Genomic DNA, 15747 nt, shown 5'->3' with positions numbered 1-15747 from the left:
TTTTTTTATTACGCTGATCTGCTTCCTTTCAAATTCACTCCGAAAATGCCGCCCAGCATACTGACTCCCAAAAAGCCGAGATGAAACAAAAGCTGACCGGATGTAAACGTTTTTCCGAACCCTAAATATTGAAACAGCAAGATGATTAATGAAAAACAGACGGCGGTTAACGCTCCGATCATCCAGCCTTTTTCCTTCGCTTTGCCGCCCGATATAAAACCTCCCGCAAATAAAGAAAGAAAAGAAAGCGCGGTGATCAGCCAGCTGAAAGATGATTCTTCCATTGAGGTAACTGTCAGTAAAAGCGAAATCGCCAAACTCGTAAGAAGCATCACCGCAAAGATAGCCACTAAGCCGTACAAGACGCCTCTTCCCACTTGTTTCGTTTCTTCCATTTTTATCTCCTCTCCGCCCTGCGGCCTGATATATGACAAGCCGGAGCCCGTCTTTTTCTAAATGTATTCTCTGAATGTTCGAATTAGACGTAAATGCATGATGTTCAGCCCGTTTCTTACATAATTCAGAGCCGATGGCAAATGCTATGACCGTTGGAGGTGCGATATGGAAGATATTTTCATTATTACGTTTCGTACGATTGTGCTTTATTTTATCATTCTTGTGATTTTCAGACTGATGGGAAAACGGGAAATCGGAGAACTGAGCATTTTAGACCTTGTCGTCTCCATTATGATTGCCGAGATTGCCGTATTGGCAATTGAAAATGTAAAAGATAAGCTTTTGCATACGATTGTGCCGATTGTCGTTTTAATGATTATTCAAGTAAGCCTTGCTTTTATTTCGCTCAAAAGCCAAAAAATACGGCAGCTGCTTGACGGAAAACCCACCATTATTATAAAACAGGGAAAAATTGATGAACGGGCGATGAGATCACAGCGCTACAATTTTGACGATCTTCTTATGCAGCTGAGGGAGAATAACATCGATAGAATCTCTGACGTGTCATATGCCATTTTGGAGTCTTCAGGCAAACTGTCGATCGTCAAAAAGAAAAACAATAAGGATAAGCAGATGGAAACATCGCTTATCGTTGACGGGGTCATTCAGAACGAGCATCTGGACAGAATCGGGAAAGATAAACACTGGCTCGAAAAAAATTTAGCAAAAAGAGGATATCGCGATCTTTCGGTTATATCATTCTGCACGTTTACGGACGGCGCTTTTTTTATTGATCTTAAAGATGAAAAAGGGGAGCCGTGAATCGGTTTCACCGCGTCACGAACTTGCCGATGACCGGAATCCGGATCAGCTCTTCCCTTTTAATCAGCCTGAATAACAGAAGAAGCGCTATATACAAAATCGCGGTCATTGCAATCCAGCCTGTGAGATTAACAGCCTCTGACCCTGAAAAATGAACGGCGTGTTTGATGATGCGGCTGACATAGCCGCAAATGAATATGACGGCAAAACAGAGCGCGTATTCTTTTATTTTAATGCTGATCGGAAGCACCTTGCTTACGGTGGCCGCATGCAGCAGGGTGACAAGGACCATCCCCGTTACAATCGCAAGTGCGGCGCCCATGATGCCCAAGGAAGGCCTGGTCGCCAAAACAAAAATTAGGCCAGTTTTGACAGCGGCGCCGATAAAACTGTTCATCATGGCGGCCCCGGCTAAATTGAGAGCCTGCAGCACCGCCTGAAGGGGCCCCTGAAAATAGTAAAGCAGAAAAAACGGCGCCATCACTTTAACAAATACCGCCGCATTAGTTGATCCGTACATGACGGACATCAGTTCATCAGCGAAAGAGAATAAAATAACCACCGAAATGCCTCCGCTTAAAAGACACAGCCTCATCGCCTGTTCCAGACGGTATTCGACAACTTGCAGCTTTTTTTGCTCCATTCCTTCACTGATCGCAGGAACAAGCGCCGTTGACAGAGAATAGGTTATAAAGCTGGGCAGCGTCAAAACCGTCATGGCAAATCCGGTCAGCTCCCCGTACTGGCTGGTGGCGGCAGCGGTGGCCACTCCTGCAATCGCAAGGCTCTGCGCGACGACAATAGGTTCAAAAAACCAAGATAAATTTCCGATGAAGCGGCTTCCGGTTGTCGGGAGCGACACGCTCATCAGCTGGCGGAAGGTTTCTTTTCCATTTGCAATCGACTTGAAAAATTGTTTTCTGATTCTGATTGTTTTATTTGCTTTAAAACAAATGAATAAATAAATAAGAGAGGCAAGCTCCCCGATGACAGACGAAATCATAGCTCCGGCTGCGGCATATTCAATCCCGTACGGCAGAAACACCGTCGTGCAGACCGCGACAAGTGAAATCCGCACGATCTGCTCAAGCACTTGGGAAAACGCCAGCGGGTTCATATTCTGCCTGCCCTGAAAGTAACCGCGCAGCACGCTGGAGATCGCGATAATCGGCACGACGGGCGTAATCGCCAGAAGCGGGTAAACCGTGCGCTGATCCGTCAGCATCGTTTCGGACATAATCGGCGCAAAGCATAAAAACAGCGGCGTGAAGATGAGACTTAATATCCCGGTGACGGTAAGCGACATCACTAAAATGTGTTTCATTTTCTGCCGGTCCCCCCGCGCGCTCGCTTCAGCGACAAGTTTGCTGATGGCAACGGGGAGGCCGAATTGAGTCAAAGTGGTGGCCAAGAAAAATGTCGGGGCAGCCATCATGTATAAACCGACCCCTTCTTCACCGATAAACCGGGCGATAACCACCCGGTTGACAAAGCCGAGCATTCTCGTAATCATCCCGGCTGCGATGAGAATAAGAGTGCCTCTTAAAAAAGTCTGTTTTGCCATTTTATAAACCCCTGCCTTCTCAAACTACCTGGAATCATATACAATAAAGATATGCGCCGATGTCGTCCGAGCATGACAAGTCTTCGAGAAAAATGGAAAAAGGAGCGAGCGCCCAGTGGAGAAACATCCCGCCGAAATGTACAAAGATCATTTGCGGCCTTTCTTGTACAGTAAACTTGAAGAGTTCAAAATCCTCGGATACGATGATGTTGAGCACGAGAGTTTATGGTCATACTTAATACATAAAAAGTGGAAACAGAAAAAGGAACTGCCGCTGCATGAATTGGCCGGTCATATTTTATCAGTTAAAATTGGCGATTTTATGAACTATGCAACCGTTGAAGCTTTTAAGTCGTCTAATTGGCTGGAAAGCGATGAGGGTCAGGAAGCTTTAGATGAACTGCTGAGATAATGATTTGACGGCATAGGTTTAAGGAGGAAATACATAATGAAAAAAGGACGCTTGATTGCGTTTTTCCTGATCGTATTATTGATCGGCACAGGGCTGGGGTATTTTACAAAACCGGCTGCCAATAATATTACGTTAGGATTGGATTTACGCGGCGGGTTTGAAGTTCTGTACGATGTGCAGCCCGTCAAAAAAGGCGATAAAATCACAAAAGACGTGCTCGTCAGCACGGTGCAGGCGCTGAACCGCCGGGCTAACGTTCTCGGCGTAAGCGAGCCGAACATTCAGATTGAAGGAAATAACCGCATCCGCGTACAGCTGGCGGGCGTCACGAATCAGAACAGGGCGCGCGAAATTCTGTCAACGGAAGCGCAGCTCTCGTTCAGGGATACGAATGATAAAGAGCTGTTAAACGGCTCTGATCTCGTGGAAAACGGCGCGAAGCAAACCTTTGATCCGACGACGAACGAACCGATTGTCAGCGTTAAGCTGAAGGATGCGGATAAGTTCGGCGAAGTGACGAAAAAAGTCAAGAAAATGGCGCCTAATAATCAGCTTGTGATCTGGCTTGATTACCAAAAAGGCGATTCATTTAAAAAAGAAGTCGGCAAAAAACATCCGAAATATGTATCCGCTCCGAATGTGAGCCAGGAATTAAACACGAAGGATGTCACAATTGAAGGCCAGTTTACCGTTCAAAAAGCGAAGGATTTGGCCAATATTTTAAACGCGGGCGCGCTGCCTGTGAAACTGACCGAAAAATACTCTACTTCAGTAGGGGCGCAATTCGGACAGCAGGCTTTGCATGATACGGTAGAGGCCGGCATCATCGGTATTGCAATTGTTTTCTTATTTATGCTGCTTTATTACAGACTGCCTGGACTCATAGCGGTAATTACGCTTTCTGTATACGTATATATTACGCTTCAAGTGTTTGACTGGATGCAGGCGGTGCTGACGCTTCCGGGTATTGCGGCGCTCATTTTGGGTGTCGGGATGGCGGTTGACGCCAACATCATCACCTATGAACGGATAAAAGAAGAACTGAAACTCGGCAAATCCGTCCGCTCAGCTTTCCGTTCAGGGAACAGACGGTCATTCGCGACGATTTTCGATGCGAACATTACAACGATCATCGCAGCGGTCGTGCTCTTTATTTTCGGGACAAGCTCTGTAAAAGGGTTTGCGACGATGCTGATTCTGTCAATTCTGACAAGCTTTATTACAGCTGTCTTCCTTTCAAGATTCCTGCTCGCCCTTCTTGTGGAAAGCAGATGGCTTGACCGGAAAAAAAGCTGGTTCGGCGTCAAGAAAAAACACATTATGGATATTCAGAAGACCGACGAAAATACTGAACCGCATACGGCATTCCAAAAATGGGATTTCACGAGCAAGCGAAAATATTTCTTTATTTTCTCAAGCGCTGTAACCATTGCGGGGATTATCATCTTGCTGGTCTTTAAACTCAACCTGGGAATCGATTTTGCAAGCGGCGCGCGGATTGACGTGCAGAGCAATCATTCTTTGACGGCACATCAGGTTGAAAAAGATTTTGATTCTCTCGGCATGGAACCGGAAAACATCGTGCTTTCTGGTAAAGAGAACCATGTTGCCGCGGCCCGGTTTGTCGGAGAGCCATCTAAAGAAAAAATCGCTGAAATCAAAACGTACTTTAAGGACAAATACGGGTCTGAACCAAACGTCAGCACGGTATCGCCGACAGTCGGAAAAGAACTGGCCCGTAATGCTTTATATGCTGTCGCCATTGCATCAATCGGCATCATTATTTACGTGTCAATCCGCTTCGAGTACAGAATGGCTGTCGCCGCAATTGTATCCCTGCTGTATGACGCTTTCTTTATCATCGCGTTTTTCAGCATTACAAGGCTGGAGGTCGATGTCACCTTTATCGCCGCTATTCTCACCATAATCGGTTACTCGATAAATGATACGATCGTTACATTTGACCGGATACGCGAGCAGATGAAAAAACGTAAGCCGAAGTCATTTGCCGATCTGGAATATATCGTGAATCTGAGCTTGCAGCAAACCTTTACACGTTCGATCAATACGGTCTTGACTGTTGTGATTGTTGTCGTCGTGCTGCTCATTTTGGGCTCATCGTCAATTACAAACTTCTCCGTCGCTTTATTGGTCGGTTTATTGACGGGCGTTTATTCCTCTCTTTACATCGCCGCACAGCTGTGGCTTGTATGGAAAGGTAAAGAATTTAAAGGGAAAAAATCAATCGAAGAGTAAAATGGGAACAGGCTGTCTTCCGGAAGGCAGCCTGTTTTTTTAGGCCGCATTGAACTTAAAACCTGCATTTGCTATAATGACATACGCTTACATAATCAATCATCATTGTAAAAACATGTAGGAGGGTTCTTATGAACGTTCGTGAGTCGGAGCTTCCGGGCATCGGACAGAAAGTAGAAGTCATTACGAAAAATCACGATAAAATCAGTATTATTCTTCATGATGACGGCAGAAAAGAGCTCTATTACTTCGATGAGAATGATCATGACGAATGCTTGGCATCCGTTGAATTTAACGACGAAGAGGCGAGGCAGATTTCCGCAATTTTAGGCGGGATGACGTATAAGCCGAAAGCGCTGGAATCTGTGGAAGTCGCGCTTGATGACCTCGTCATTGAGTGGTTTAAAGCCGAATCTCATGCACCGGCTGTCAGCCGTACAATCGGAGATTTGGAGATCAAGAAACATTACAACGTCCAGATTATTGCGATCGTAAAGAAAAACCGGCAAAAACAGCTGAGCCCCGGCATTGATACCGTAATTGAAGAAGGGGACACCCTCGTCATATCGGGAGAAAGAAGCGGACTGAAAAAGCTGGTCCGCGAGCAATTAACGGCCCGGATTTCCTGAGACCGGGGTTTACTCCCGGGAAAATGGGGGAAAAGATAAGAATGAACAATTGGGGGCAGACGCATGAATAAACAATGGACTATTATATTCGCTTTACTATTTACTTTGATTGTCGCCATCTTTGCTGTCATTAACGTGCGGGCGGTTGAGGTTGATTATCTGTTCGGAACCGCTGAATGGCCGCTGATTTTAGTCATTTTAGGCTCTGTGTTAATGGGAGCGCTGATCGTGTTTTCAGCCGGTATCTTTCAAGTGATGAAGCTGAAGCGCGAAATTAAAATCCTGCGGAAAGAAAACAGATCTGCGGCTGAATTGACGGCTGATTCGGACGGCAAAAAAACAGCCGCGCCGCCGGAAGAAATGCTTGAAGAGAAAAAAGGATCAGAATAACATTTGAAACCCCTCAGTCCGCTCTAGTATAATAGGGTGGTTGAGGGGTGAATTTATGTTAGCGTCAAAAATGCGCTGGGAAATCCAGCAGCCGGATCAGGAAAAAGTCAAATCACTCACAGAACAATTGGACATAACACCTCTTGTGGCATCACTGCTTGTAAAAAGAGGTTTTGATACTGCCGAAAGCGCAAGGCTGTTTTTACATACAAAGGATGCAGACTTTTATGACCCGTATGAATTAAAGGGAATGCGGGAAGCAGTTGATCGGATAAAACTGGCGGTTTCTCAAGGGGAACCGATTATGATTTACGGAGATTACGATGCAGACGGCGTTACAAGCACGTCAGTGATGCTGACGGCACTCAGACAGCTGTCGGCGGACGTTGACTTTTATATTCCCGACCGTTTCACAGAAGGCTACGGCCCGAATGAACAAGCTTTCCGCTCCATAAAAGAGCGGGGATTTTCGCTGATCATTACAGTGGATACGGGAATCGCCGCCGTCCAAGAAGCTGAAGTCGCAAAAGAGCTGGGCTTAGACGTCATTATTACCGACCACCATGAGCCGGGACCCGAGCTTCCTGACGTATTTGCGATCATCCACCCGAAGCAGCCGGGCTGCGGCTATCCGTTTAAAGAATTGGCCGGCGTCGGTGTGGCGTTTAAGCTTGCCCACGCGCTTACGGGTTCTTTGCCGGAAGCTATGCTGGACTTGGCGGCAATCGGTACGGTTGCAGATCTGGTGCCTCTTCATGACGAAAACAGATTAATTGCGTCACTCGGAATCGAAAGGCTTCGGACGACAAATCGGCCGGGCCTCAAAGCCCTGATTAAGCTTTCCGGCGGAGATATCGGACAAGCTGATGAGGAAACGATCGGATTTCAGGTCGCGCCAAGGCTCAATGCCGTCGGAAGAATAGAACAGGCCGATCCCGCCGTCCATCTGCTGATGACCGAAGATCAGTTTGAAGCGGAGGAACTGGCTTCGGATATTGACCGGCTGAATAAAGAGCGGCAGAAAATGGTGAAAACCATGACCGAAGAGGCTGTTGAAATGGTTCAGCAGCAAGGCGGAAACCCGTCTGCCATTGTAGTGGCAAAAGCCGGCTGGAATCCGGGAGTCGTCGGTATTGTCGCATCGAAGCTGGCTGAACGTTTTTACCGGCCCGCTGTTGTGCTTGGGATAGATGAGGAGCAGGGAATCGCTAAAGGGTCGGCGCGAAGCATCAGAGGCTTCAACCTGTTTACGAGCCTTTCACAGTGCAGAGACATTCTTCCTCATTTCGGCGGGCATCCGATGGCGGCAGGAATGACGTTGAAGGCTGAAGATGTGGCGGAATTAAGGGACAGGCTGAATCAAATGGCTGAAGAAACCCTTACGGAAGAGGATTTTATTCCCGTTCAGGAGGTTGATCTTGTCTGCGGCGTTGAAGACATAACCGTTGAAAGCATTACAGAATTGAATATGCTGTCGCCGTTCGGCATGCTTAACCCTAAACCGCATGTGATGGTGAAAAATGCTGTGCTTGAAGATGTGCGCCTGATCGGAGCGAATAAAAATCACGTGAAAATGACGGTGAAAAGTGATTCCGCCGTCCTTGACTGCGTCGGCTTTAACAAAGGAGAGCTTGAAGCCGGAGTTGTCCCCGGATCAACGATTTCCATTGTCGGCGAGATGTCCATTAATGAATGGAACAACAGAAAGAAACCCCAGCTGATGATTAAAGATGCTGCGGTGCCGGAATGGCAGCTTTTTGATATCAGGGGCAAGCGGACGTGGGAAGACACGGTCACCGCGCTGCCGAAGGAAAAACGGGTGCTCATCAGCTTTAACGAAAAAACCGCTCATCAGCTCCGTGAAAAAGAGCTGTCGGGCGAGCTTGCCGAGATCACTTCGGAATCCGAGGCAGAAGCTCTCCAGCTTGACGGAAAATATGCCGTTTTTCTGGATGTGCCGCCGTCAGCGGATCGTCTGCAGCATTTGCTTGACGGAAAGAAGCCGGAACGGATTTATTTTGTTTTTATCAATCATGAAGAACATTTCCTGTCCTCATTTCCATCGCGGAATGATTTCAAGTGGTTTTACGCATTTCTCTTGAAAAGGGGCGCTTTTGACTTCGGCAAGCATGGTTCAGAGCTTGCGAGACACAGAGGATGGTCAATTGACACAATCAATTTCATGACAAAGGTGTTTTTTGATCTCGGTTTTGTTAAAATAGAAGATGGTGTGCTGTCTGTCGTGAGCGGCGCGAAAAAACGCGACCTGGCAGATTCGCAAACCTATCAGGTAAAACAGCAGCTGATGGAATTAGACCAGAAGCTCAATTATTCCGCAGCCCATGAGCTGAAGGAATGGCTGAATAAGCTGATGAACCAAGGTTCAGAAGCTTATGAAAGTACGAGGAGGACATAGAACAGATGGATCTTAAAAAATACGTAACAATTGTGCCCGATTACCCGAAAGAAGGCGTACAATTTAAAGATATTACGACATTGATGGACAAAGGCGACGTATACCGTTACGCCACTGACCAAATTGTTGAATATGCAAAAGAAAAAGAAATTGATTTAGTTGTCGGGCCTGAAGCGCGCGGCTTTATTATCGGCTGTCCGGTTGCATACGCTCTCGGAGTGGGCTTTGCGCCGGTTCGGAAAGAAGGAAAACTTCCGCGTGAGGTCATTAAAGTCGATTACGGTTTGGAGTACGGAAAAGACGTACTGACGATTCATAAAGATGCGATTCTGCCGGGACAGCGCGTGCTGATTACTGATGACTTGCTTGCAACAGGCGGCACGATCGAAGCAACAATTAAGCTGGTCGAAGAACTGGGCGGCGTTGTAGCCGGTATTGCGTTCTTAATCGAGCTTTCTTACCTTGACGGCAGAGACAAGCTTGACGATTACGATATTTTAACATTAATGAAATATTAACCGCATATGGAAAAAAGCACTCGTGTCAGGGTGCTTTTTTCCTATTATTTCATCATCCTGACAGATTCTTTAGGTGTTTTGAACTTCTGCCCTTTACATCTCTCGTTTTTTTCTTGATAATAAACTAATACAGTTTACATTTAAAAAAGGTGATTCCATGGCGAACGAACAAGTATTGACTGCCGAGCAAGTAATAGATAAAGCGCGCACTTATCTGCCGGAGGAGCAGATTGCGTTTGTTGAGAAAGCTTACCTGTATGCGCAAAACGCGCATCGCGAACAGTACCGCAAATCGGGTGAGCCGTACATCATTCATCCGATTCAGGTGGCGGGGATCCTCGTCGATCTGGAAATGGACCCTTCCACAATTGCGGGCGGATTTCTGCATGACGTGGTAGAGGACACGGATGTCACCCTCGACGACCTGAAGGAAGCATTTTCTGAAGAAGTGGCGATGCTTGTCGACGGCGTGACGAAGCTCGGTAAAATTAAGTATAAATCTCAAGAGGAGCAGCAGGCGGAAAACCATCGAAAAATGTTTGTCGCTATGGCTCAGGATATCAGAGTCATATTGATCAAGCTGGCGGATCGCCTTCACAATATGCGGACGTTAAAGCATCTTCCGCAGGAAAAGCAGCGGAGAATTTCAAATGAGACGCTGGAAATTTTCGCTCCGCTGGCCCATCGGCTCGGGATTTCTAAAATCAAATGGGAGCTGGAAGACACCGCTCTCCGTTATTTGAATCCTCAGCAATATTACAGAATCGTCAACCTCATGAAGAAAAAGCGCGCGGAACGCGAACTTTATGTCGAAGAGGTTGTCAATGAAGTGAAAAAACGCGTCGAAGAAGTGAATATCAAAGCGGACTTTTCAGGACGTCCGAAGCATATCTACAGCATTTACCGCAAGATGGCGCTGCAAAATAAACAGTTCAATGAAATATATGATCTGCTTGCCGTCCGTATTCTTGTCGGAAGCATTAAAGACTGCTACGCCGTCCTCGGCATTATTCATACGTGCTGGAAGCCGATGCCGGGCAGATTCAAAGATTATATTGCGATGCCTAAGCCGAATATGTATCAGTCGCTGCATACGACCGTAATCGGGCCTAAAGGCGATCCGCTGGAAGTGCAGATCAGAACGTTTGAGATGCATGAGATCGCTGAATACGGGGTGGCCGCACACTGGGCATATAAAGAAGGCAAGGCTGCAAACGAAGAAGCGACATTTGAGAAAAAACTGTCCTGGTTCCGTGAAATTCTGGAATTCCAAAACGAGTCTACCGATGCGGAAGAATTTATGGAATCGCTGAAAATCGATCTGTTTTCTGACATGGTATACGTATTTACGCCAAAAGGCGATGTCATTGAACTGCCATCAGGCTCTGTGCCGATTGATTTTTCCTACAGGATCCACTCGGAGATCGGCAACAAAACAATCGGGGCGAAAGTGAACGGAAAAATGGTGACGCTTGACCATAAGCTCCGGACGGGCGACATCGTCGAGATTCTGACGTCCAAGCATTCTTACGGTCCGAGTCAAGACTGGGTCAAACTGGCGCAGACGTCCCAGGCGAAACACAAAATCCGCCAATTCTTTAAGAAACAGCGCCGTGAAGAAAACGTCGAAAAAGGCCGTGAGCTTGTCGAGAAAGAAATTAAAAATCTTGATTTTGAAGTGAAAGATGTTTTAACACTCGAAAATCTTCAAAAAGTTGCCGACAAGTTCAATTTCTCAAATGAAGAGGATATGTACGCGGCGGTCGGATATAACGGCATTACCGCTCTTCAGGTGGCCAACAGGCTCACCGAAAAAGAACGGAAGCTCCGTGACCAGGAAGAGCAGGAAAAAATCGTTCAGGAAGTCACTTCCGAGCCGAAACATTATCCGCAAGGGAGAAAACGGGAAGCGGGTGTGCGCGTAAAAGGCATTGACAACCTTCTCGTCCGCTTGTCGAAATGCTGCAACCCGGTGCCTGGCGACCATATTGTCGGTTTTATTACAAAAGGGCGCGGTGTATCTGTTCACCGGGATGACTGTCCGAACGTCAAAACGAATGAAGCGCAGGAACGTCTGATCCCCGTTGAATGGGAGCATGAATCACAGGTTCAAAGACGCAAAGAATATAACGTTGAGATTGAGATTTTGGGGTATGACCGTCTCGGGCTTTTAAATGAGGTGCTCCAAGCCGTAAATGAAACGAAAACCAACATCTCCTCTGTCTCCGGCAAATCCGACCGCAATAAAGTCGCTACGATTCATATGGCGATTTTTATTCAAAACATCAATCATCTGCACAAAGTGGTCGAGCGGATTAAGCAGATCAGAGACATCTATTCAGTCCGCCGGGTAATGAACTAAAAGGAGCTTGCTATGAAATTAGTTGTTCAGCGTGTAACAGAAGCGAGTGTGACGGTTGAGGGCGCTGTCGCCGGCCGGATCGGACCCGGTATTATGGCGCTTGTCGGCATCACTCATGAAGATACAGAAGAAGATGCCGCTTACTTGGCGGATAAAATCGTGAATCTTCGGATTTTTGATGATGAAAGCGGCAAGATGAATTTATCGCTTTTGGATACGGGCGGGGAGATTTTATCCGTTTCACAGTTTACGCTTTACGGCGAAACGAAGAAAGGGAGACGCCCGAATTTTATGAATGCGGCTAAACCGGATCAGGCTGTGCTCCTTTATGAAAAGTGGAACGAACTCCTTCGGGAAAAAGGAGTCAAAGTGGAAACCGGAATATTCGGAGCCATGATGGATGTTCAGCTGACGAATTCCGGGCCGATTACATTGATTATGGATTCTAAACAATAAAAAAGCTGCCGTTCGGCAGCTTTTTTTTATGATTGAAAATAATGTTCCAATCCGCTTTCAATTCCGTCTGTCACTTTTTCCTGATAAGAGCCGCTATGTATGATTGTTTCTTCTTGCGGTTGACTGAGATAGCCGAGCTCATACAGCATGGCAGGCTGTTTATTTTCCCTCAGGACGTAATAATCGCCAAACAGAACGCCGCGATCCGGGATAGGGGAACGCTTCACTACTTCAGAATGGACGTCTGAGGCAAGCTGGCGATCCTTAGACGGACTGTAATAATAAGCCGTGCTTCCCCGTGTTGACGTATCGGCATAGCTGTCATAGTGAATGCTGATAAAGGCATCCGCATTCCGGTAATGAGAGGTTGAAACCCTGGCCTGCAGGCTGATAAAAGTATCATCCTGTCTGGTGATATACACGTTTGCACCGGCGGCCCGCAATTTTTGGGCCAGCAGCTTAGCGGTTTTAATGGTTACGTTTTTCTCAAACTTTCCGGAGTAGCCGATCGTTCCGCTGTCTTTTCCTCCGTGTCCGGGATCAACGACGATTGTTTTGTTTTTAAGTGAGCCGCTGCCGCCTGACGTGTCGGGAGAAGGTGCTTCACCTGTTTCCTCACCGCTTTTTAACGTTTGTACGACCCAGTTTGCCACATATGCGGTTTGTCCGTTTTCAAGCCGGACTTCATACCATTTGCCGCTTGAGCCGACAATCGGGTAGGCTGCGCCTTTATCTGCTCTTTTTACGATAGAAGCGGAAGTCGAGGCCGAGCTCCTTAAGTTGGTGCCGCCGTAAACAATATACGCTTTTTTCGAGGAGCCTGAGCCCGCAGAACCGTCTCCCGAGCCGGATGCGCTGTCCGATGAGTCAGAATCCTTTATGATGTAGTGGCTTGCTGCCCAGCCTTTTTGCCCGTTTGCTTCAATTTTCAGCCAGCCGTGGTCTTCACTTAAGATGGAAACCTTTGTTCCGCGTGATAATTTAGTCATAATCGCTGAATCATGTGACGCTGCACTTCTGACATTCAATGAAGAAACGCCGACAGTCCCGTTTTTTGACCCGCTTCGGGCGGAAGTGGCTTTCGTATCCGATCCGCCGCTGTCCGCGGTGACGTATTCGGAAGAAACCCATCCGGTTGTGCCTTGATAAGAAATGTTCACCCATCCGCTGTTCTTGTCCAGCACGGATGCATGTGCGCCTTGCGGAAGTTTGCCGATGACTTCATATGATGTCCCCGGGCCTTTTCTGATGCGGAGGTCAGGATCGGTGGAAGTGACCGTTCCGCTTGTTGCGGATGAATGGTCTGCTCCCCCGGCTGTTTTTGATATCAGCCAGGAAACGACCCATCCGGTTTTACCGGGGCTCAGCTGAAGCTGCACCCAGTCTCCCTCTTCTTTAGCGATCGGGTATCTTTCCCCTTTTTTTACTTCAGCCTTAATTCCATAGCTCAGGCCGGGACCGCCTCTGACATTGATCTTGTCTGTCGCGATGACCGCTTCTCCCTCTGCGGCGATTGCGGTGTGGAATGACGGAAGAAGCGCTGTGATGATGACGCCGCATAAAATAAGAGCAAGAGTTCTCTTCTTCATGGCTGTCCTCCTTTCTGAACTAACTAAAATACATTCTTGTATAATATCGTATTTTCCTTGCTGAATGTTAAATAAAAATAAAATGGTTTGTTTATACTAGTCATAAATACAGCGAAAAGGTGTGCAAATCATGAAATATCAACCAAAAATGGGACGCGCGCTGCACGATGCGGAAGGAAATCTGCACTTCAGTGATCAGAGCGATAGCGAAAAGGCGGGTTTTCTTGAAGAGACGGCGACGGAGTTCGGTCTCTTATCGAAAGAAGCGGTCGCAAGGAAAAACAGACGGAATAAAACTTGACAGGGGAGTGCAATCCCATTATTATAATAGAAATTGATGTACATAAGTCATGATAACGATTTTGAACCGATAATGGAGAAGAGTAGGTCAGAATGCATGGAGAAGAGAGGAACCGTCCCGGGCTGAAAGCGGATCCGCACTGCATCTTTCTCGAAACAACACTCCGGAGGTTCCCTGCTGAACGCTTTTGCAAGTCATTAGGCAGCGGACGTGAACCTGCGTTAAAGGTCAGAGCGGGGATGCTTCGGCATTCCAACTAGGGTGGCACCACGGGTATAACTCTCGTCCCTACTATACATGTATAGTAGGAGCGGGAGTTTTTTTATTTGAAGAAAGACATTAAGGAGGCCTGTAACATGGCATATCACATTCCAAGAGGCACACAGGACATACTGCCGGGTGAATCAGACAGATGGCAGTTCGTCGAACAAATTATGAGGGAGACGTGCCGCACTTATCAATATAAAGAAATCCGCACGCCGATTTTCGAGCATACGGAATTGTTCGCAAGAGGCGTCGGTGAGTCTACAGATATCGTGCAGAAAGAAATGTACACGTTTGAAGACCGTAAAGGGAGAAGCCTGACGCTTCGGCCGGAAGGAACAGCCGCCGCAGTCCGCGCGTTCAATGAAAATAAATTATTTGCGAACCCGGTGCAGCCGACGAAGCTTTATTATGTCGGACCGATGTTCCGTTACGAACGTCCGCAGACAGGGCGTTTCCGCCAATTCTATCAATTCGGAATTGAAGCGATCGGCTCCAAAGATCCGGCCGTGGATGCAGAAGTCATTGCGCTTGCGATGAGTATTTACCGTAAAGCCGGTTTGAAACATGTCAAGCTTGTGCTGAACAGCCTTGGTGACCAGGACAGCCGCAAATCCTACCGGGAAGCGCTCGTCAAACATTTTGAACCGCGCATCGGAGAGTTTTGCTCAGACTGCCAGTCGCGCCTGCACACAAACCCGCTCAGAATTCTTGACTGCAAGAAAGACAGAGAGCATGAACTGATGAAAACGGCTCCGTCCATTCTTGATTACTTAAATGAAGAATCAGCCGCTTATTTTGAGAAAGTAAAACAATACTTAAACGATCTCGGCATCCCGTTCGAAATAGATCCGAACCTTGTCAGAGGGCTTGATTATTATAACCATACCGCTTTTGAAATTATGAGCAATGCCGAAGGATTCGGAGCGATTACAACCCTTGCCGGCGGGGGCCGCTATGACGGGCTTGTTGAACAGATCGGCGGACCTGAAGCGCCGGGTATCGGATTTGCGATGAGCATCGAACGTCTGCTGGCAGCCATTGACGCTGAGAAAACAGAGCTTCCCGTCAATCAGGGGATTGACTGCTACATCGTGACGCTCGGAGAAAAAGCGAAGGATTATTCCGTTTCCCTCGTGTACAAACTGAGAGAAGCGGGCATCTCAAGTGAAATCGATTATGAAAATAAAAAGATGAAGGGCCAATTTAAAACGGCTGACCGCCTCGGCGCACGTTTTATTGCGATTTTAGGGGAAGATGAGCTTGCCCAAAATAAAATCAATGTAAAAGATGCGGAAACAGGAGAGCAGCGTGAAGTGGTGTTAGACGAGCTGATACAAGTGTTAAAGGCAGATCAAAAGCAGTGAAGGAG

Annotated in this window: 14 protein-coding genes and 1 other annotated feature; of the genes, 11 read left to right on the top strand and 3 right to left on the bottom strand. The window is 47.2% G+C overall.

Annotated features, from left to right (window positions below; translation table 11 throughout):
- Window positions 1–8: 8 nt before the first annotated feature.
- A complete protein-coding gene (locus tag ACKTRM_RS12660; RefSeq protein WP_003152697.1) occupies window positions 9–395 on the bottom strand; it encodes a TIGR04086 family membrane protein in 387 nt (128 codons plus the stop codon).
- A gap of 166 nt (window positions 396–561) precedes the next feature.
- Between ACKTRM_RS12660 and ACKTRM_RS12655 the strand changes: the two genes are divergently transcribed.
- On the top strand, window positions 562–1218 hold the full coding sequence (locus ACKTRM_RS12655) for a DUF421 domain-containing protein (RefSeq protein WP_003152699.1): 657 nt from the start codon (window positions 562–564) through the stop codon (window positions 1216–1218).
- 7 nt (window positions 1219–1225) lie between these two features.
- Here ACKTRM_RS12655 and spoVB read toward each other — a convergent pair whose 3' ends face one another.
- A complete protein-coding gene (spoVB, locus tag ACKTRM_RS12650; RefSeq protein ID WP_007408188.1) occupies window positions 1226–2782 on the bottom strand; it encodes a stage V sporulation protein B in 1557 nt (518 codons plus the stop codon).
- A 115-nt stretch (window positions 2783–2897) separates the two neighbouring features.
- Here spoVB and ACKTRM_RS12645 point away from each other — a divergent pair, with 115 nt between their 5' ends.
- From ACKTRM_RS12645 to dtd, 8 genes are all read left to right on the top strand, one after another.
- On the top strand, window positions 2898–3194 hold the full coding sequence (locus ACKTRM_RS12645; RefSeq protein ID WP_007408189.1) for a post-transcriptional regulator: 297 nt from the start codon (window positions 2898–2900) through the stop codon (window positions 3192–3194).
- 36 nt (window positions 3195–3230) lie between these two features.
- Window positions 3231–5450, top strand: a complete 2220-nt coding sequence (gene secDF / locus ACKTRM_RS12640) for a protein translocase subunit SecDF (RefSeq protein WP_012118089.1) — start codon at window positions 3231–3233, stop codon at window positions 5448–5450.
- Between the two features lie 131 nt (window positions 5451–5581).
- Window positions 5582–6079 carry a cation:proton antiporter regulatory subunit gene (locus tag ACKTRM_RS12635; RefSeq protein ID WP_012118088.1) on the top strand — a complete coding sequence of 166 codons (498 nt, stop codon included), beginning with the start codon at window positions 5582–5584 and terminating at the stop codon, window positions 6077–6079.
- Window positions 6080–6142: 63 nt separating this feature from the next.
- Complete coding sequence (locus tag ACKTRM_RS12630; RefSeq protein WP_012118087.1) at window positions 6143–6469, top strand: LapA family protein; 327 nt, start codon at window positions 6143–6145, stop codon at window positions 6467–6469.
- 55 nt (window positions 6470–6524) lie between these two features.
- Window positions 6525–8885 carry a single-stranded-DNA-specific exonuclease RecJ gene (gene recJ, locus ACKTRM_RS12625; RefSeq protein WP_023357060.1) on the top strand — a complete coding sequence of 787 codons (2361 nt, stop codon included), beginning with the start codon at window positions 6525–6527 and terminating at the stop codon, window positions 8883–8885.
- 5 nt (window positions 8886–8890) lie between these two features.
- Window positions 8891–9403, top strand: a complete 513-nt coding sequence (locus ACKTRM_RS12620; RefSeq protein ID WP_003152714.1) for an adenine phosphoribosyltransferase — start codon at window positions 8891–8893, stop codon at window positions 9401–9403.
- A 157-nt stretch (window positions 9404–9560) separates the two neighbouring features.
- The gene (relA, locus tag ACKTRM_RS12615) at window positions 9561–11765 is read left to right on the top strand and encodes a GTP diphosphokinase (RefSeq protein ID WP_003152716.1); all 2205 of its coding nucleotides are present in this window, start codon (window positions 9561–9563) and stop codon (window positions 11763–11765) included.
- Between the two features lie 12 nt (window positions 11766–11777).
- Window positions 11778–12221, top strand: a complete 444-nt coding sequence (gene dtd, locus ACKTRM_RS12610) for a D-aminoacyl-tRNA deacylase (protein WP_012118085.1) — start codon at window positions 11778–11780, stop codon at window positions 12219–12221.
- 26 nt (window positions 12222–12247) lie between these two features.
- Here the strand turns inward: dtd and ACKTRM_RS12605 are convergent, their stop codons facing one another.
- Window positions 12248–13810, bottom strand: a complete 1563-nt coding sequence (locus ACKTRM_RS12605) for an SH3 domain-containing protein (RefSeq protein WP_012118084.1) — start codon at window positions 13808–13810, stop codon at window positions 12248–12250.
- A gap of 130 nt (window positions 13811–13940) precedes the next feature.
- Between ACKTRM_RS12605 and ACKTRM_RS12600 the strand changes: the two genes are divergently transcribed.
- Together ACKTRM_RS12600 and hisS are read left to right on the top strand one after the other, a co-directional pair.
- Window positions 13941–14111, top strand: a complete 171-nt coding sequence (locus tag ACKTRM_RS12600; protein WP_012118083.1) for a YrzK family protein — start codon at window positions 13941–13943, stop codon at window positions 14109–14111.
- A 60-nt stretch (window positions 14112–14171) separates the two neighbouring features.
- Window positions 14172–14404: a binding site (T-box leader), on the top strand.
- Between the two features lie 63 nt (window positions 14405–14467).
- Window positions 14468–15742, top strand: a complete 1275-nt coding sequence (gene hisS / locus ACKTRM_RS12595; protein WP_012118082.1) for a histidine--tRNA ligase — start codon at window positions 14468–14470, stop codon at window positions 15740–15742.
- Window positions 15743–15747 lie beyond the last annotated feature (5 nt).

It is taken from the genome of Bacillus sp. D7-8, from assembly GCF_052055895.1.
In the GTDB taxonomy this organism is placed as follows: Bacteria; Bacillota; Bacilli; order Bacillales; family Bacillaceae; genus Bacillus; species Bacillus velezensis.
This window is presented reverse-complemented; position numbering and strand designations above follow the sequence as displayed.

Bases quoted from the DNA above. Each gene is read 5' to 3' on its own strand.
- ACKTRM_RS12660 (WP_003152697.1), bottom strand. From the start codon at position 395: ATGGAAGAAACGAAACAAGTGGGAAGAGGCGTCTTGTACGGCTTAGTG.
- recJ (WP_023357060.1), top strand. From the start codon at position 6,525: ATGTTAGCGTCAAAAATGCGCTGGGAAATCCAGCAGCCGGATCAGGAA.
- ACKTRM_RS12655 (WP_003152699.1), top strand. From the start codon at position 562: ATGGAAGATATTTTCATTATTACGTTTCGTACGATTGTGCTTTATTTT.
- spoVB (WP_007408188.1), bottom strand. From the start codon at position 2,782: ATGGCAAAACAGACTTTTTTAAGAGGCACTCTTATTCTCATCGCAGCC.
- dtd (WP_012118085.1), top strand. From the start codon at position 11,778: ATGAAATTAGTTGTTCAGCGTGTAACAGAAGCGAGTGTGACGGTTGAG.
- ACKTRM_RS12605 (WP_012118084.1), bottom strand. From the start codon at position 13,810: ATGAAGAAGAGAACTCTTGCTCTTATTTTATGCGGCGTCATCATCACA.
- ACKTRM_RS12635 (WP_012118088.1), top strand. From the start codon at position 5,582: ATGAACGTTCGTGAGTCGGAGCTTCCGGGCATCGGACAGAAAGTAGAA.
- ACKTRM_RS12620 (WP_003152714.1), top strand. From the start codon at position 8,891: ATGGATCTTAAAAAATACGTAACAATTGTGCCCGATTACCCGAAAGAA.
- ACKTRM_RS12600 (WP_012118083.1), top strand. From the start codon at position 13,941: ATGAAATATCAACCAAAAATGGGACGCGCGCTGCACGATGCGGAAGGA.
- ACKTRM_RS12630 (WP_012118087.1), top strand. From the start codon at position 6,143: ATGAATAAACAATGGACTATTATATTCGCTTTACTATTTACTTTGATT.
- secDF (WP_012118089.1), top strand. From the start codon at position 3,231: ATGAAAAAAGGACGCTTGATTGCGTTTTTCCTGATCGTATTATTGATC.
- relA (WP_003152716.1), top strand. From the start codon at position 9,561: ATGGCGAACGAACAAGTATTGACTGCCGAGCAAGTAATAGATAAAGCG.
- hisS (WP_012118082.1), top strand. From the start codon at position 14,468: ATGGCATATCACATTCCAAGAGGCACACAGGACATACTGCCGGGTGAA.